This window comes from Paeniglutamicibacter psychrophenolicus (genome assembly GCF_017876575.1).
Lineage (GTDB): Bacteria > Actinomycetota > Actinomycetes > Actinomycetales > Micrococcaceae > Paeniglutamicibacter > Paeniglutamicibacter psychrophenolicus.
Genome location: NZ_JAGIOE010000001.1, coordinates 2,281,538 through 2,297,583 on the forward strand (window position 1 = coordinate 2,281,538; position 16,046 = coordinate 2,297,583).

At 64.7% G+C, this 16,046-nt stretch carries 16 protein-coding genes; 7 read left to right on the forward strand and 9 right to left on the reverse strand.

Annotated elements, in window-relative coordinates; genetic code table 11:
• Together JOF46_RS10370 and JOF46_RS10375 are read left to right on the forward strand one after the other, a co-directional pair.
• Positions 1 to 900: a zf-HC2 domain-containing protein gene (locus tag JOF46_RS10370; protein ID WP_209907219.1), complete on the forward strand. Its 900-nt coding sequence runs from the start codon at positions 1 to 3 to the stop codon at positions 898 to 900.
• Between the two features lie 42 nt (positions 901 to 942).
• Positions 943 to 1,320, forward strand: a complete 378-nt coding sequence (locus JOF46_RS10375) for a sec-independent translocase (protein ID WP_209907220.1) — start codon at positions 943 to 945, stop codon at positions 1,318 to 1,320.
• A 163-nt stretch (positions 1,321 to 1,483) separates the two neighbouring features.
• On the opposite strand, the gene JOF46_RS10380 is transcribed toward JOF46_RS10375, so the two are convergent.
• From JOF46_RS10380 to JOF46_RS10390, 3 genes are read right to left on the reverse strand one after another with little or no spacing between them, the layout of a single operon-like run.
• A complete protein-coding gene (locus tag JOF46_RS10380) occupies positions 1,484 to 2,593 on the reverse strand; it encodes an Mrp/NBP35 family ATP-binding protein (protein ID WP_209907221.1) in 1,110 nt (369 codons plus the stop codon).
• Positions 2,590 to 3,213, reverse strand: coding sequence for a DUF1003 domain-containing protein (locus tag JOF46_RS10385; protein WP_209907222.1), 624 nt, complete (start codon positions 3,211 to 3,213; stop codon positions 2,590 to 2,592). The genes JOF46_RS10380 and JOF46_RS10385 overlap by 4 nt, the downstream gene beginning before the upstream one ends.
• Positions 3,206 to 4,543 (reverse strand): magnesium transporter MgtE N-terminal domain-containing protein, encoded by a 1,338-nt coding sequence (locus JOF46_RS10390; RefSeq protein WP_342592417.1) that lies wholly within the window; start codon positions 4,541 to 4,543, stop codon positions 3,206 to 3,208. Before JOF46_RS10390 ends, JOF46_RS10385 begins: the two co-directional genes overlap by 8 nt.
• Before the next feature lie 150 nt (positions 4,544 to 4,693).
• On the opposite strand from JOF46_RS10390, the gene JOF46_RS10395 reads away from it, so the two are divergent.
• Positions 4,694 to 5,542: a YflT domain-containing protein gene (locus JOF46_RS10395; RefSeq protein WP_209907223.1), complete on the forward strand. Its 849-nt coding sequence runs from the start codon at positions 4,694 to 4,696 to the stop codon at positions 5,540 to 5,542.
• 165 nt (positions 5,543 to 5,707) lie between these two features.
• Here the strand turns inward: JOF46_RS10395 and JOF46_RS10400 are convergent, their stop codons facing one another.
• Positions 5,708 to 7,258, reverse strand: coding sequence for an aminopeptidase P family protein (locus JOF46_RS10400; protein ID WP_209907224.1), 1,551 nt, complete (start codon positions 7,256 to 7,258; stop codon positions 5,708 to 5,710).
• A 220-nt stretch (positions 7,259 to 7,478) separates the two neighbouring features.
• On the opposite strand from JOF46_RS10400, the gene JOF46_RS10405 reads away from it, so the two are divergent.
• The 3 genes from JOF46_RS10405 (at position 7,479) to JOF46_RS10415 (ending at position 10,826) form a co-directional block, all read left to right on the forward strand.
• Entirely contained in the window at positions 7,479 to 8,339 is an 861-nt protein-coding gene (locus JOF46_RS10405; RefSeq protein WP_209907225.1) for a PHP domain-containing protein, read from the forward strand.
• Positions 8,340 to 8,988: 649 nt separating this feature from the next.
• On the forward strand, positions 8,989 to 10,671 hold the full coding sequence (locus JOF46_RS10410; RefSeq protein ID WP_209907226.1) for a sodium:solute symporter family protein: 1,683 nt from the start codon (positions 8,989 to 8,991) through the stop codon (positions 10,669 to 10,671).
• Positions 10,672 to 10,694: 23 nt separating this feature from the next.
• Entirely contained in the window at positions 10,695 to 10,826 is a 132-nt protein-coding gene (locus tag JOF46_RS10415) for a putative transporter small subunit (protein WP_209907227.1), read from the forward strand.
• Between the two features lie 478 nt (positions 10,827 to 11,304).
• On the opposite strand, the gene JOF46_RS10420 is transcribed toward JOF46_RS10415, so the two are convergent.
• Positions 11,305 to 11,844: a hypothetical protein gene (locus tag JOF46_RS10420; RefSeq protein ID WP_209907228.1), complete on the reverse strand. Its 540-nt coding sequence runs from the start codon at positions 11,842 to 11,844 to the stop codon at positions 11,305 to 11,307.
• Positions 11,845 to 12,250: 406 nt separating this feature from the next.
• Positions 12,251 to 12,652, reverse strand: coding sequence for a DUF6318 family protein (locus tag JOF46_RS10425; protein WP_209907229.1), 402 nt, complete (start codon positions 12,650 to 12,652; stop codon positions 12,251 to 12,253).
• Here JOF46_RS10425 and JOF46_RS10430 point away from each other — a divergent pair.
• Entirely contained in the window at positions 12,630 to 12,938 is a 309-nt protein-coding gene (locus JOF46_RS10430) for a hypothetical protein (protein WP_209907230.1), read from the forward strand. The two genes, JOF46_RS10425 and JOF46_RS10430, sit on opposite strands and share 23 nt — an antisense overlap.
• A gap of 61 nt (positions 12,939 to 12,999) precedes the next feature.
• On the opposite strand, the gene JOF46_RS10435 is transcribed toward JOF46_RS10430, so the two are convergent.
• From JOF46_RS10435 to JOF46_RS10445, 3 genes are all read right to left on the reverse strand, one after another.
• Positions 13,000 to 13,167 (reverse strand): hypothetical protein, encoded by a 168-nt coding sequence (locus JOF46_RS10435; RefSeq protein WP_209907231.1) that lies wholly within the window; start codon positions 13,165 to 13,167, stop codon positions 13,000 to 13,002.
• Positions 13,168 to 13,306: 139 nt separating this feature from the next.
• Positions 13,307 to 14,248, reverse strand: a complete 942-nt coding sequence (locus JOF46_RS10440) for a DNA-methyltransferase (protein WP_245348082.1) — start codon at positions 14,246 to 14,248, stop codon at positions 13,307 to 13,309.
• Positions 14,249 to 14,267: 19 nt separating this feature from the next.
• Positions 14,268 to 15,929, reverse strand: a complete 1,662-nt coding sequence (locus JOF46_RS10445) for a DEAD/DEAH box helicase (protein ID WP_245348462.1) — start codon at positions 15,927 to 15,929, stop codon at positions 14,268 to 14,270.
• Positions 15,930 to 16,046 lie beyond the last annotated feature (117 nt).

The following is a 16,046-nucleotide window of genomic DNA, read 5'->3' on the forward strand; positions in this document are numbered from 1 at the left end:
ATGCATCGTTACGAACGTTGGATGGGTGAATACGTCGCCGGTTCCCTGGACGGGCGCCGCGCGCAGGCATTGGAACGGCACGTGCGGCATTGCGCGCAGTGTTCGGCGGCGCTGGGACATGCCCGGCGCGCCGGATCGCGCGGGCCCGCGTTGGTGCCCCGTCCGCTGAGCCCGTTGAACGCCCAAACCCTGCTGGGCACCCACTACTCGCTGCCGCGTGAACGCGAGGCCGGATCCCGCCGTGCCGGCTCCTTCGTGCCCATGGCCGTGTTGCTGATGGTCTTCGCCCTGGTGGGCACGATCGCCGCGATGTCATGGTTCCTCGGCGCACCGGCCGCCCAGGGCGCACCGGAGCATGATCCGGCCGAATCCTTCAGCACCTCGGCCCGCAACCTGGATGCCGAAGCCATCAACCAATTGCGCCAGGCCGGCTGGACCTGCCCGGTGATCGAAGCCGCGGGGTTCACCCTCACCTCCGCCACCGGGGCAATCAGCAAGGGCGAGGCGACCGTGACCCTGGTGCTGAGCGACAGCCAGCACACCGTGCAGGTGGCCGAGACCCGTGCCCTTTCCGGCAGCCCGGCCGCATTGCTGCAGAAGTCGGTGGCGGCCGGGGCCACCACCGACCCGACCTCGGGCATGCTCACCGAGCTGGGGCACCGCCTGGGCGCCAAGGCCGCTGCCGCGGTCACGTATGCTGATGGAACCGCCACGTTGAACATGGAAGACGTCAAGTACAAGGTCACCACGAACCTTTCCAAGTCAGACGTGGAAGGGATCCTGCAGCGGCTGGTCGTGGGGGAGCACACGCGCATCGTGTCCCTGGACCCGGCGGCCGAGAATTTCTCCCAACGCCTGCTGCGGGGCTTTTCCCGCCTCATGGTTTTGGACTTCCAATAGCAAATGGCCTCACCGCCGCTCGAAAGCAGGTAGTCTACAAAGGTGTTTTTGGGAATCAATGGCAGTGAACTGCTCGTGCTTGCGGTGTTGGCCGTGGTTATCTTGGGACCCGAAAAGCTCCCGGAATACGCTGCCCAGCTGGCGCGCCTGGTCAAGGAGCTGCGCCGGATGGCCACCGGCGCCAAGGAACAGCTGCGCGAGGAAGTCGGCGACGACATCGCCGACATGGACTGGCGCAAGCTCGACCCGCGCCAATACGACCCGCGGAAGATCATCAAGGACGCGCTGCTCGAGGACTTCGAGGATGCTGTGTCCGCGGTGAAGGAAACCCCTGCCATCGAGCAGCGTCCGGTGGCGATCGCCCGGAGCGCTCCGCTGGCCCCGCACGAACCGGCGCCCTTCGACAACGAAGCGACCTGAACCCACGGCCCCAGGCCCAGGAGCTGGCCTCCCGCATCGGGGTTCCGGACAAGGAACTTGAACAAGGAAGGCGGCATCCACTGGATGCCGCCTTCGTTCTGCCCGCCGGGTAGGTGCCCGCCTGGCCACCCCGCGCAGGCGCCGGGTGGGAGCGTCGGTGTGCCTAGACCGGGGTGACGCCCAGTTTCAGGCCCGCCAGGCCGCGTGGGCGGCGGGTGAGGGCCCGTGACATGGCAAGGATCTGCGCAGCTGCCGGCGACTCGGGGTGCGAGAGCACCAGGGGCACCCCCGCATCGCCCCCGGCCCGCAGCATCGGATCCAGCGGGACCTGTCCCAGCAGCGGAACCTCGGTGCCCAGCACCAGCTCCAGACGCTTGGCCAGCTCCGCCCCGCCCCCGGCGCCGAAGACCTCCATGGTGGACCCGTCGGGCAACACCAGCCAACTCATGTTCTCGATGACGCCGACAACCTTCTGCCCGGTCTGCACCGCAATGGACCCGGCGCGCTCGGCGACCTGGGCGGCTGCGGCCTGCGGGGTGGTGACCACCACCAGCTCGGAGCCGGGGAGCAGCTGGGAGACGGAGATCGCGATGTCCCCGGTGCCCGGGGGCAAATCCAGCAGCAGCACGTCCAGGTCCCCGAAGTGAACATCGGTGAGGAATTGCTCCAGTGCCCGGTGCAGCATCGGCCCGCGCCAGATCACCGGCTTGTTGTCCGGGACGAACATGCCGATGGAGATGACCTTGACCCCGTGGGCGACCGGCGGCAGGATCATCTCGTCCACCCGGGTGGGCTGGGCGTTCGGGATGCCCAGCAGCCCGGGGATGGAGAAGCCGTGCACATCCGCGTCGATGAGCCCCACGCGCAGCCCGTCGGCGGCCATCGCGCAGGCCAGGTTGGCGGTCAGCGAGGACTTGCCGACCCCGCCCTTGCCGCTGGCGATGCCGATGACCCGGGTCAGCGAGGAAGGATCGGAGAACGGGATGGAGCGGCTTTTCAGCGATTCGCGCAGCTCGGCCCGCTGCGCCGGGCTCATCACGCCCAGCTCCAGCTTCACCTCGGTGACCTCGGGCAGGGCCGCCAGGGCGGCGGAGACGTCGGCCTCGATGGTGGAGCGCATCGGGCAGGCGGCGATGGTCAGCAGCACCTTCACGTGCGCGGTGCCATCGGCCAGGACGGCCGATTCGACCATGCCCAGCTCGGTGATGGGGCGGCGCAGTTCGGGGTCCTGGACGGTTGCAAGTGCTTCAAGGAGCCGGGGTGCAAGGCTCATGGGGTGTCGTTCCTTCGGGTGCGCCGTTCGCGGCGCGGTGCGGGGACCTGCGGGATCAGCCCGGTGTTGGTGGAGGTGCGGTCGCGGCGCCGCGGGTTTCGGGCGCGCAGGTTCAGTTCCTCGCCGTCGCTGGTTTCCAGCAGGTCCTCCAGGGCCGAGCGCAGCTCGGAGCGGACGTAGTCGCGGGTGGCGACGTCGCGCAGGGCGATGCGCAGCGCGGCGAGCTCGCGGGTGAGGTACTCGGTGTCGGAGAGGTTGCGCTCGGCCCGGCCGCGGTCCTCGGACAGCGAGACCCGGTCGCGGTCGTCCTGCCGGTTCTGGGCCAGCAGCAGCAGCGGGGCCGCATAGGAGGCCTGCAGCGAGAGCATCAGGGTCAGCGCCGTGAAGCCCAGCGCGGCGGAGTCGAAGCGCCAGCCCTCGGGTGCCAGGGTGTTCCAGATCAGCCAGAACACGCAGAAGATCGTCATGTAGAAGAGGAACTGCGGGGTGCCCATGAAACGTGCGAACTTCTCGGTGCTGGAGCCGAACCTGTCGGGGTTCGGGGCGAAGCGCGGGAAGAAGCGGGCGCGCGCGGTCATCGGGGTGTCGAGGCCGGTCGACACTCGCCGGTTCTCAGCCATGGGGCCCTCCGTTCACTGGTGGTTTCGGGGTTCCGGACGGCTCGGCGTCCGGGACGTGCACGGCGGCGCCGTCGGGATGGTCGTCGTGGGTGCGCCAGTCGTCGGGCAGCAGGTGGTCCAGCACGTCATCGACGGTCACCGCACCGACCAGCCGGCCGTCGTCGTTCACCACGGCCAGCGAGGTCAGGTTGTAGCTGGCCAGGGTGCGGGCGACCTCGGCGACCTGCGCCAGGTCGTCGATGGGCTCGACGTCGGAGTCCAGGATGTTGCCCAGGGACTCGGGCGGCGGGGTGCGCAGCAGCGCCTGGATGTGCACCGCCCCCAGGTAGCGGCCGGTGGGGGTCTCCAGCGGGGGACGGGTCACGAACACGGTGGAGGCCAGCGCGGGGCTCAGTTCCTCGCGGCGCACCGCGGCCAGGGCCTCGGCGACGGTGGCCTCGGGGGAGAGGATCACCGGGACCGGGGTCATCATCGACCCGGCGGTGCCCTCGGCGTATTCGAGCAGGCGGCGCACGTCGCGCGCGTCCTCGGGCTCCATCAGCTCCAGCAGTGCGTGCTTGGTGTCCTCGGAGAGCTCGGAGAGCAGGTCGGCGGCGTCGTCCGGGTCCATTTCCTCCAGCACGTCCGCGGCGCGTTCCATGTCCAGGGCGGAGATGATCTGCACCTGCTCGTTGTCGGGCATTTCCTGCAGCACGTCGGCCAGGCGTTCGTCCTGCAGCTCGCTGGCGACCTCGACGCGGCGCTTGAGGTTCATCTCGTGCAGCGCGTCGGCGAAGTCGGCAGGCTTCATCTCGTCGTGGGCGGCGACGTAGGTGCTGGCGGCCTGCGGTTCGTGCAGCGCGGTGTGCACGATCGCGTCCCAGGGCACCAGCAGCCGCTCGCCGCGCGCCCTTCGCAGCCCCAGCAGCCCGGAGGCCGGGTCGCCGCGGCGCACGAAGTAGTCGGAGATGATCCAGTCCCCGTTGCGTTCGCGGGCCAGACCGATGTCCTCGACCACGGCGTTGCCGCTGCCGTCCTCGAAGACCACGCGCCGGTCGAAGAGCTCGGCGGCGACCAGGATCTCGGCGCCGCGCTGGACGAAGCGGCGCATGTTCACCAGGCCGGTGCAGATGATCTGCCCGGACTCCATGGCCTGGATGCGGGTCATCGGCACGAAGACCCGGCGCTTTCCGGGCACCTCGACGACCACGCCGACGCATTGGGCGGGCTTGGTGGCCAGGCGCGAGATGACCACGACATCGCGCAGCCGCCCCAGGCGGTCGCCCAGGGGGTCAAAGACGTCCAGCCCCAGCAGGCGTGCGATGAAGACCTTCGTTGAATTGCTGCTCACGCTCTCTAGGCTACTGCCTGTGCTGCACCCGGACCCGGTTTGGTCGATGTGTTGAGCGCGACGCCGCCAAACCCCGCGGCGCGCCGCCTGCGCTTTCACCTTCAGCGATCAAGCCCGGTCTTCTGCCTGCGCAACGTGCACAATGGATATATGTCTTCCCCACTTGGTGCGTCCCCGTCCAACCCGAACTCGCTCGGCCTGCCGCGCGGCGAGCTTTTGGGGCGCTACAACACCTACCTGGACGCCCAGAAGGTGGTCGACTACCTGGCCGACAACGACTTCCCCGTCGCCAACCTCACGATCGTGGGCAACGACCTCAAGTCGGTGGAGCGGGTCACCGCCAAGCTCAGTTACCCGAAGGTCGCCGCCGCGGGTGCGGCACAGGGCGCGATGTTCGGCGTGTTCGTCGGTTTGGTGCTGACCATCTTCAGTCCGGGCTCCAACGCACTGGCGCAGATCCTGTCCTCGGTGGGCATCGGCATGGCGATCTGGATGCTGGTGGGCGTGGTGAGCTACTCGTTCAGGCGCGGCAAGCGCGACTTCGCCTCGCAGTCCCAGGTGCTGGCAACCAGCTACGACGTGGTGGTCTCGTTCTCCCACGCTCATGCGGCACGCGCGATGGCTGCCAAGCTGCCGATGAGCCGCACGGCGGCAGACGCCGGGGTCGGCGCCAACCACGGCTCGCACCAGCACCAGCACCAGCCTCCGGCCCAGGCCCCGGCACCCGCCCAGCCGGAGGCACCCACGGTCCCGTCCGCCCCGTCGACGGGCAGCTACTCGGACCTGCCCGACGGGCGCCCGCAGTTCGGCATCCGGATCCAGGACAACCCGCCCGCCGCTGCCCCCGCACCCGAGCCGGCCTCCGAGCCTGCCCCCGCGCCTGCCGCAGAACCGGAAGCGAAGCCCGAAGCCGAAGCACCCCGTGACGGCGATGCACCGGCATCGGACGGCTCGGTCTCGGAGACCCATGACCAGGCGGAGCACGGCAAGCACTCCTAGAACGGCTGGGCCGCGACCCGGCCAAACCGGTACGCGAACCGGAGGGACGCAAGGCCACAGGCGGCCCCAGGCAACAACGTGAAACAACAACGGCGGTCCTTCACCCAAAAGGGTGCGGGGCCGCCGTTGCCATGCCCGGGGCCATCCGCCGGGCCGCAGTCGAATCTAGCCCTTGCGGACCTGCGCCATCCAGGCCTCGACGTCGGCCGGGGTGCGGGGCAGCGCCGCGGAGAGGTTCACGCATCCGTCGGCCGTGACCAGCACGTCGTCCTCGATGCGCACGCCGATGCCGCGGTACTCCTCCGGCACGGCAAGGTCCTCGTTCTTGAAGTACAAGCCGGGCTCGATGGTGAAGACCATGCCTTCCTCCAGGATTCCGTCCAGGTACAGCTCCGCCTTGGCCTGCGCGCAGTCGTGCACGTCCAGGCCCAGGTGGTGGCTGGTTCCGTGCGGCATCCAGCGGCGGTGCTGCTGCCCCTCGGGGGACAGCGCCTCCTCCAGCGACACCGGCAGCAGGCCCCAGGCGTCGAGGTTCTGCGCCAGCACCGTCACCGCAGCGGTGTGCAGGTCGCGGAACTTGGACCCGGGCTTGGCAACGGCGAAGGCGGCATCCGCCGCGTCGAGCACCGCCTGGTAGATCTTGCGCTGAACCTCGGTGTAGCTGCCGTTCACCGGAAGGGTGCGGGTCACATCGGCGGTGTACAGCGATTCGGCCTCGACGCCGGCGTCCAGCAGCAGCAGGTCACCGTCGTTGACGGTGCCGTTGTTGTTGATCCAGTGCAGCACCGTGGCGTTGTTGCCCGAGGCGGCGATGGTGTCGTAGCCCAGGTCGTTGCCCTCCTCGCGGGCACGGGCGAAGAAGGCGCCCTCGACCACGCGTTCGCCGCGTTCGTGGGTCATGGCGCGGTCCAGCGACTTGACCACATCGTGGAAGCCGTTGACCGTGGCGGCCACCGACTTCTTCATCTCGCCGATTTCCCAGGCGTCCTTGACGAGGCGGATCTCGGACAGTGCCTCGGTCAGCTCCCCGTCCAATGCGTCGGATGCCTCCAGGTCGACGCCGGTGTTGATGCGCGAAGTGTCGACCAAGGCGTCGCAGTTCATATCTACATCGCGCAGCAGGCGGATGCGCATGCCGCCGAACTCCACCACTCCGGCATCGGTGGTGATGGCGAACTCCAGGCCGGTGAGGTCTGCGGTGGGCAGGCCCAGGCGCGCCTGCAACAGGGCCAGCGTCGGGCGCGGGCCGATCCAGAATTCGCCGCTGCGGGCGCTGGAATAGAACTCCTCGGAATCGCGTCCGGCCATCGGGGCGAAGAAGAGCGTGGAAACGTGGTTCGAACCATCGTCCCCGGAACCCTCGGCGGTCGGCTCCATGACCAGGACGGCGTCGGGTTCATGGTCCAGGCCAAGCCCGGTGAGGTGGGCGAAGCCCGAGTGCGGGCGGAAGCGGTAGTCGGTGTCGTTGGAACGGACCTTGTGCGGCCCGGCCGGAATGACCAGGCGCTCACCCGGGAAGCGGACGGAGATCGCGGCGCGGCGTTTGGCCGCGTACGGTGCCACTTCGTCCTGGCCGGGAAGTTCGGCGGTGTCGGGGGCCCAGGAGGAGGCCATGAATGCCTTGAAGGCCTCGGAGTTGGGGCGCTGGGAACGGTTGTTCACGCGCTCTTCGAGGGGCTGGTCGCTGCCGGTGGTGGTGGTTGCATCAGTGCTCATTGACCAATCGTCTCAAAGCCCGGGCGCATACGCCAAGGCACCCGGCTCTGCGCGTGGTGCCGGTGCTGGCGCGGCCCCTGCAATCGGCCCGATCAGGCGACTCCCAAGTGGACGTCTAAGTCACGGCATCGACCCATGGTGCTTCCGGAGGTGTTCGTCCGGGGAAGAACACCGGGGGACCGCGCCCGTTGCCAGTCAGGGAGGGGATACCCTGAGAGCTATGCGGATCGACCTTCATGCTCATTCACACGTTTCCGACGGGACGGAGCCTCCCGCCGATTTGGTTGCCTCGGCGAAGGCAGCCGGGCTTGACGTGGTTGCCTTGACCGACCATGACCAGACCGCCGGGTGGCAGGAAGCCGGTGCAGCCGCTCTCGAGCTTGGCATCGGGATGGTCCCGGGGATGGAGATCTCCTGCAAGACCGAGCTCGGCATCAGCGTCCATTTATTGTCCTACCTGCACGATCCTTCGCATCCGGGGCTGGTTGAGGAAATCGACAAGGCCCGCGACGCCCGCATCACCCGTGCCCGGCGCATGGTGGAGTTGCTCGCGGAAGACTATCCGGTGGACTGGGACATGATCGCCCGCCACACGGCTCCCGGGGCAACCATTGGGCGACCACATATTGCCGACGCATTGGTGACTGCAGGGGTTGTCAGGACGCGCACCGAGGCCTTCGCCCAAGTGCTGACCGCACGTTCGCGCTATTACGTCGGGCATTACGCCATGGACCCGGTGACCGCCGTCAAGCTCGTGCGCGAGGCGGGAGGCGTGCCAGTGTTTGCCCACCCAGTGGCCTCCGCCAGGGGCCGGGTGGTCGGTGAGGAAACGTTCGAGCAAATGATCGAGGCTGGATTGCTTGGCCTGGAAATCAACCACCGTGACAACCCGGAAGAAGGGCGCGAGTATTTGCGTGCCATCGCCGCTGAACACGACTTGATCGTTACCGGGTCATCCGATTACCACGGCACCGGCAAGCCGAACAGGCTCGGCGAAAACACCACCACGGTGGAGATGCTTCAGAGGATCCTTGAAGCAGGAACGGGCACAGCACCGGTGGGCATGCCCGAATTGTCCTGAACGACCATTTCAGCACACCCCCGCTGCCCGTCCAGAACGGGCAGCGGGGTTTTTTGTGTGCCGCATCCGAGCCCTTGCTCTGCACTCCGGGTTGCGGTCAGGCCTATTCTTCGCGGTGTCGATGAGCCAGATTGGCCACGAACCAGAAGCATCTATAATATAAATATCAAACGATATGGTCAGTTGGTAACTGAGATGGCTATCCAATATCAATCTTGGATTCTGAATGCATCGGTGGAACGAGCGGTCGGCTGCCCTCAGCAGCGATTCTGCTGAATCGCTATTTCTCTCACGAGCGGACTCGTGGCATTCCTGCTAGTATCGGTTCAGTTGCTTCGCTGAATGAAATATTTTTGTTGAGCTTTGTTCCAAGGTTTCACGTAGCAACTCACGACCACGACGGCATGAATTTCGCCGTCATATTGGACATGAATCGGCGTCGCGTTGGTGAGGATGACCTCCCGCGACCAATATCCGAAGTCCGATTTCCGGCCTGTTGACCGGGTGGCTTAGCGCGCTCTGAATGCGTCCACGCCGGATGCATACTCGATTTCGTGTACGCGAAATCGATCATAATTGTGCCCTTATTGGCCAGCGCGCATGTAATAGGAATTGTTTCCGGCGGCATTCCTATAATGAGAGGAAAGATATGGATCTCCAAAGCGGAGAATATCAACTTCTCGCGGGATCAGTTGTCCTGGGGCTGTTGGTGCTTTTTTACGGAGGCACATTCGTGATGACTCTGTTTATTGGCAAAAAGAAAGAAAATGCCGATGGGTATATGACTGCCGGAAACAAGATTGGTTTCGGTGTCTCTGCGGCAAGCATGACCGCGACATGGATCTGGGCTGCTTCGATGTATGCTTCGGCTACCTCCGGCTACACCTATGGCATTTCCGGGCCGATTCACTATGGCCTTTGGGGAGCCCTGATGATTCTATTCATCTACCCCTTCGGTCGGAGAATCCGTGCGGTTGCGCCAAAGGCACACACCTTGGCAGAGGTCATGTACGCCCGTCACGGACGGTCCAGCCAGCTCATGCTTGCAGGCTCCAACATCCTGGGCAGCGTCATTTCCCTCACGTCGAACTTCATCGCAGGCGGCGCGCTGATCGCGCTGCTCTCGCCGTTCAGCTTCCGCCAAGGCATCATCGCAGTTGCCGCAGGCATTCTGCTTTATACGCTGTGGTCGGGATTCCGGGCCTCGGTGTTGACTGACTTCGCTCAAGTGGTGGCGATGCTCGGTGCAGTGGTCATCATCATCCCGGTGGTGTTCTTCGCCGCCGGAGGACCCGGACTCTTTGAAACCGGCGCCTCGAACCTGACGGTGCAGCAGGCCAACTTCTTCTCGTCCGAGGCATTCCTGAACCAGGGAGCCCCGTACATTGCGGCCGTGTTGGCCTATGCCATCGGCAACCAGACCATTGCCCAGCGGCTCTTTGCCGTGCGTGAGGACCTGATCAAACCCACCTTTATCACGGCCACCATTGGCTACGGGGCAACGGTGATCGGTTTCGGCATGCTCGGCGTCATCGCCCTGTACGCAGGCATCACCCCGTTGGACGGGGACACGAACAACCTCATTCCGCAGATGGCGGTCACATACCTCGGCCCCGTCCTGCTGTGCGTCTTCTTCATCATGATCCTCGGCTCGTTGTCGTCCACGGCGGACTCGGATTTGGCAGCGCTCTCCTCCATCGCCATGACGGACCTCTACGGCCAGACGGTTGGCAAGAAGAACGTCAAGCCGAAAACCATGTTGCTGGTTGGACGCATCACGATGATCCTTGCCACTGCCGCGGGTCTCTTCTTCGCCAGTGGCCAAATGAATATCCTGGACCTGTTGGTGTTCGTAGGTGCACTTTGGGGAGCGTTGGTCTTCCCGGTTATCGCCAGCTTCTACTGGAAGAAGGTCACCAACAAGGCCTTCACCATCTCGACCCTTGCGGCGCTGGCGTTGTTCTTGCCGGTGCGCTTCGAATGGATTTCGGTGTCGGGATTCACCGGATATGCGGTGGATGTCCTCGGCATCGTCGGTGTCGGCGTCGTCCTTGGCCTCATGACCTTTGGCTTCTTCGGGTTGAAGGTAGCCCGCATTGTGGGAATCGTGGCCATCGTCGTTGCCGCGCCCTTCGCAATGGGTGCACTGCACGAGTACGCGGTGCTCAGCGGATCACTGGTGGCCTATGCAGTTTCGACCATTATCTGCTACGCGATGTCGGTGCGTTCGAAGCAGAACTTCGACTTCAGCACGATCAAGGATCGCGTTGGTGACTTCGACCCCATCGAGACGATCAAGCGCGACACCGACCCCGTAGCCACAAGCAAGTAGAGAAAAGGAAGCAGGAGACAACAATGGAAATCTTTTGGTTGACCGTATATGTCCTGATCTGGCCTGTCATCGTTGCAGGAACCCTCTTCGTGATCACTCGCGCATTCTTCCGTGAATGGAAGCAGGCCCGCGCCGAGGGCCGTAGCTTGGTTTAAGCGATGGTTGGTTGGTCCGTAGGGACCGCACCTCAATGAAGATAGCTGATGCCCCGGTGTTCTGCCTGTATTGGTAGAACACCGGGGCATCTTCATCCGCGACTACGCATCGTCAGGGGCTATTGAAAGGTATGCGACGATCGCCAATCTTCTTTTTAAAGAATGAAGTGAAATTTGGAGCGTCACTGTTTTGATAGCAGTTCTAGGTCATAACGATCTTCGCCGCCCTGCACGCGCTCATCGTAACGCCATTGCCGAATGATTGGGTGGGGTGTCCATGGTCGCTCGGCACTTCGTGCCAGGGACGGAGACGACCACTTCGTGTTGGGGCGGCACCATAGTCGGCCGGTCGCGGGGCGTCCGCTCGGCAGCCACGTATGCCTATGTCCGTTTATACATGGCGCTGGCACGGATGACTAAAGTGTGAATGACCGGATGATTCGTTCGCCGTGTGGCCACCCGGGGAGCCCTTCTGGCGCTACTTGTCGAACAGGGACGCGCAGCCCGGTGCGTCGGGGTTCCGATTGCAGTTCTCGGCGACCAGGATCTTCTTGGTCCGCCACACGCTCATCGTGATTTGCTCGCTGGGCACGTTGGCGACGCCCGGGATCGGGGTCCACGGGCCGCCCTCGGTCGAGTACTCCCCGCGGAACCGGGTGGTCAGGCCGACCCTGAAGTCGCCGGTGTCCTGGTAGACGTGGCTGGTGCTGGTGGGTTCGTCGAAGCCGCGTTCGGCCACGGGCCCGCCGGGGAATGAGAGGATCCGGGAGGTTCCGTCGCCGTACTTCCAGAGGTAGGACACGGGGATCGCCCGCACCCGCACATCCTGGTCGAACAGGGTGATGTTGAAGTCCTGGGGTTTGGATTCGGCGTACATGTGGGCGTGCCCGTTGCGCAGCGAGAAGTTCTCGGGCTGGCTGACGATGCTCGAAGCGAGGATCCGCAGTTTCCGGAAGTCGCTGAGGCTTACCTTGGCGATGTCGCCTTCCGCGCCCGGAATCGTTGTTGGGGGCTCCACCTGGCAGTACTGCGTTACCGAAATTACTTGTCCAGCTCGTGGACCGTTGACCGCTCGAATGGTCCGTACGATTCGATAGCCTCCATCCGGGCAGGTTGGGTCGGAGATGGCATTGCATGCCCGGGCTCGTGTGAGATCCGGGGTGCATTCGCTGAAGTACTCCACGTCGTAACGAAGTCTAGGGCCATTTGAAACAGTTTTTGATTTCCCGGGAATGTGGGCGAAGTTGCTGGAATCCTCAACATTTTTCGGTGGGCATTTGACCTCGATGGTCATGTAACGACCTCCAACCTTCGTATAGTCAACGCACCCTGTCTGCGCGTGCGCAGGCGATGCAAATGCGACCCAAGAGATCAAAAAGGTCAGAACCGCAATAATTAGTCCGCTGCAATTGCGGCCCGACATGTCACTTCACGTCCAGGTATTCAAGCGTCTCCACTGACCAGCCGCTATCCCAACTGAGGAGCATGGTGGCCGGAAACGGCTCTTCGCTTGCCGGAAAGACACCTTGTCTGGTTCCATCACTCATGTAAGCGACCATTTCGCTTTGGGTGGATGTGTAGAGAACGACTCCGTTCTTTGGCTGCAAGATGCTCTTCGTAACGGTGACTTCAAAGTCAGCTCCTGCAAGCCAAGAGCCAGCCTTCTTGTTGTTGTCGAACGGATCAATGAAGCCGCTGGCGCACTCAACACAAGTACGTTTTGTCACCTGCTTGATCGGTTTCGTATCGTTCGTTTGGATCGTGTACTCAATGAGCGCGTAATAGTACTCGGCAAATGCCTTAATGCCAGCCTCTGATTTCTTCATTGCGGCATCCGGCATCTTGGGGACCGGCCAATTCTTTGCCGGTCCCTTGGAACTAGAAGCTATCGGCTTTGGCGATGGTTTTGCCGTTGGGCTGGGAGATACGCTCGGAGAAGAGGTGGAAGATGTAGCTGTGGGCGTCGAAGGTGAAATAGTGGGCTCGACAGGGTCGGCGTTACCGCCGCATCCTGCCGCTGCCAGCAGGAGCGCACCCGAACTCAAGACGACGATGACTTTTCTGGTTTTCGCAAACATGCCACTGGCCTACGATTCGGTCGGAGTCAATTAGCAGACATCCTAACCCCGTTCCAAGGCCTTTGGGAGAGGTTGTCCACAGGCCAGGCTGGCCCTCAGGGCTCCTGCTGTTGCTGGTTCATGGTCAGCAGGCTCTGTGCGATGGACAGCGTGGACAACGCCTGCACCGACTCCCACGATCCGGGCTTGAGTTTGGTCGCAACCTGGAGAGCTTGTTCGGCAAGCATTGCTGCAAGCTGGGCACGGGAATCCATATCGGTCATGATGATCACTCCTGAAAACACTGAACCCCAAGTCGCCTGGGGGATTCGAGACAACTTGGGGTTCAGTGTAGCGGCAGATCCAAGTGGTGGACATGTCGGTCTCTCGACCGGCGACCAATTGCAGCCTGCGTGCGGGTGCTCAGTCTTCGAACGTGTCCAGGATCGTGGCCTTCGGGATGCGCTTGGTCATGACCGCAATGGATTGCGGGTTCTCATCCACGCAGACGAAGCGGCGGCCCAGCGCCTGGGATACGGCCCCGGTGGTGCCGGAGCCGGCGAAGAAGTCCAGGACCCAGTCGCCTTCGCGCGAACTCGCGTTGATGATCCTGCGCAGGATGCCCTCGGGCTTCTGCGTCGGGTAACCGGTCTTTTCCTTGCCCGTGGGCGAGACGATGGTGTGCCACCAGACATCGGTGGGCAGCTTGCCGCGCTCGCGCTTCTCGGCGGTGACCAGCCCGGGGGCCATGTATGGCTCGCGGTCGACCTCCGCCGAATCGAAGTGGAAGGTCTTCGGGTTCTTCACGTACACCAGGATGTTGTCGTGCTTGGCCGGCCAGCGGGACTTGGCACGTGCGCCGTAGTCGTAGGCCCAGATGATCTCGTTCAGGAACGACTCCCGGCCGAAGATCGCATCAAGCATGACCTTGGCATAGTGCACCTCGCGGTAGTCCAGGTGCACGTACAAGGTGCCGTCGTCGGCCAACAGCCGCCAGGCCTCGCGCAGGCGCGGTTCCAGGAAGGACCAGTAGTCGTCGAAGGCGTCGTCGTAGCTGTGCAGGTCCCCGCGCAGGGTGGAGTAGCTCCGGCCCTGGAAGCCGACCCGGTCGCCCTCGCCGGCGGCCGCGCGGACCGCCGTGGTGACCTGGCGCTTTTGCGTACGCCCGGTGTTGAACGGGGGATCGACGTAGATCAAGGTGAATGATTCGTCCGGAAGCGTCGGTAGGAACGCAGCGTTTTCCGCGTGGACGATCAGGTTGGGCCCCGCGGGATCCCAGGCGGTGGCTGGGGATGCAGCGGCGGGCCCATCGGTCTCCTGGGTAGGATCGGCGATGGGCCCGTCGGGAATGCTGGTCAACGTCATCTAGTGGCTGGGCGTCAATCTACTCGGCGTCGTTGTTGGTCACGACTTCGCCGTCGCTGCGGCGGGTGCGGGTGCGGCTGCGGGTGCGGGCCGGGCGATCGGCGGCGGCAGCGGACTGCTCCCCGGAATCGGCGGCGACGGCCGTTTCGCGGTGGCGTTCGCCCTCGCGGGCAGGGCGGTCCGAACGGCCGCGGGAATGGCCGTGGCGTCCGCCGCGCTCACCGCTGTTGCTGCGTTCCGAACGGTCCGAGCGCTCTCCGCGTCGCCCGCCCTCGGAAGAACGGCCGCCGGAACGCGGGGCGTTCTTCTTGCCGGTCTCGCCCAGGTCCTCGAGCTTCTCGCCGGCCAGGCCCTCGAGCTTGCGCGCGTGGCGCGGCAGGCGGCCCTTGGTGCCGGCCGGGATGTTCAGGTCCGCATAGAGGTGCGGGGAGGAGGAGTACGTTTCGACCGGGTCGGTGACGTTCAGGCCCAGGGCCTTGTTGATCAGGCCCCAGCGCGGGACGTCTTCCCAGTCAACGAAGGTGACCGCGGTGCCCTTGTTGCCGGCGCGGCCGGTGCGGCCCACGCGGTGCAGGTAGGTCTTCTCGTCTTCCGGGCACTGCAGGTTGATCACGTGGGTGACGTCGTCCACATCGATGCCGCGGGCTGCGACGTCGGTGGCGACCAAAACGTCGACCTTGTTGTTGCGGAAGGCGCGCAGCGCCTGCTCGCGGGCGCCCTGGCCCAGGTCGCCGTGCATGGCGCCGGCGGCGAACCCGCGATCGATCAGCTCGTCGGTCAGCTTGGCCGCGGAGCGCTTGGTCTTGGTGAAGATGATGGTCCGGCCGCGGCCCTCGGCCTGCAGGATGCGGGCGACGACCTCGTCCTTGTCCAGCTGGTGGGCGCGGTAGACGACCTGGCGGATGTCCTTCTTGGTGATCGAGTCGTCGTCCGGATCCGCGGCGCGGATGTGCGTCGGCTTGGTCATGTAGCGGCGGGCCATCGCGATGACCGGGCCGGGCATGGTGGCCGAGAAAAGCATGGTCTGGCGGATCGCCGGGGTGGCGGCCAGCAGCGTCTCGACGTCGGGCAGGAAGCCCAGGTCAAGCATCTCGTCGGCCTCGTCGAGGATCACGATGCGCACGTTCTTCAGGTTCAGGTGGCGCTGGCGGTGCAGGTCGATCAGGCGCCCGGGGGTGCCGACCACGATCTCGACGCCGTTGTTCAGCTGCTCGATCTGCGGCTCGTAGGCACGGCCGCCGTAGATCGTGGCGATGCGGGCGTTGCGCTTGGTGGCTGCCTTGGCGATGTCGGTGGCGACCTGGACCGCGAGTTCGCGGGTCGGTGCAACGATCAGGGCCTGCGGGGCGCCGGGGGCCGGGAGCTTGTCGTAGCCCTCGTCGTCGGGGCCGATCACGCGCTGCAGCGCGGGAATGCCGAAGCCGAAGGTCTTGCCGGTGCCGGTCTTGGCCTGGCCGATGATGTCGTGCCCGCCCAGTGCAACCGGGAGGGTCATCGACTGGATGGGGAAGGGGTGGATGATCCCGGCGTCCGTCAGGGACTCGACGATGTCGGCGCGCACGCCGAAGTCGGCGAAGGTCAGCTGCGGGATTTCGTGCGGGGTTTCATCGGTGGACAGGGATTCTTCGATGTCCACTGCCTCAGACGCCGAATCGGCGGTGAGCTGGTGTTCTGTATTCAACACAGGGGGTCTCATTCGTTTAGGCACTTTAGGAGAGGGGTGCTCGACGACCGTCCCCGTGAATACCGGGGAAGAGGGGTCGGAGGTCCACCACTATCGGGGTGCTTCCAGCGGAGC

Bases quoted from the DNA above. Each gene is read 5' to 3' on its own strand.
- JOF46_RS10370 (WP_209907219.1), top strand. From the start codon at position 1: ATGCATCGTTACGAACGTTGGATGGGTGAATACGTCGCCGGTTCCCTG.
- JOF46_RS10380 (WP_209907221.1), bottom strand. From the start codon at position 2,593: ATGAGCCTTGCACCCCGGCTCCTTGAAGCACTTGCAACCGTCCAGGAC.
- JOF46_RS10385 (WP_209907222.1), bottom strand. From the start codon at position 3,213: ATGGCTGAGAACCGGCGAGTGTCGACCGGCCTCGACACCCCGATGACC.
- JOF46_RS10395 (WP_209907223.1), top strand. From the start codon at position 4,694: ATGTCTTCCCCACTTGGTGCGTCCCCGTCCAACCCGAACTCGCTCGGC.
- JOF46_RS10400 (WP_209907224.1), bottom strand. From the start codon at position 7,258: ATGAGCACTGATGCAACCACCACCACCGGCAGCGACCAGCCCCTCGAA.
- JOF46_RS10405 (WP_209907225.1), top strand. From the start codon at position 7,479: ATGCGGATCGACCTTCATGCTCATTCACACGTTTCCGACGGGACGGAG.
- JOF46_RS10410 (WP_209907226.1), top strand. From the start codon at position 8,989: ATGGATCTCCAAAGCGGAGAATATCAACTTCTCGCGGGATCAGTTGTC.
- JOF46_RS10415 (WP_209907227.1), top strand. From the start codon at position 10,695: ATGGAAATCTTTTGGTTGACCGTATATGTCCTGATCTGGCCTGTCATC.
- JOF46_RS10430 (WP_209907230.1), top strand. From the start codon at position 12,630: ATGCCAGCCTCTGATTTCTTCATTGCGGCATCCGGCATCTTGGGGACC.
- JOF46_RS10425 (WP_209907229.1), bottom strand. From the start codon at position 12,652: ATGAAGAAATCAGAGGCTGGCATTAAGGCATTTGCCGAGTACTATTAC.
- JOF46_RS10435 (WP_209907231.1), bottom strand. From the start codon at position 13,167: ATGACCGATATGGATTCCCGTGCCCAGCTTGCAGCAATGCTTGCCGAA.
- JOF46_RS10440 (WP_245348082.1), bottom strand. From the start codon at position 14,248: ATGACGTTGACCAGCATTCCCGACGGGCCCATCGCCGATCCTACCCAG.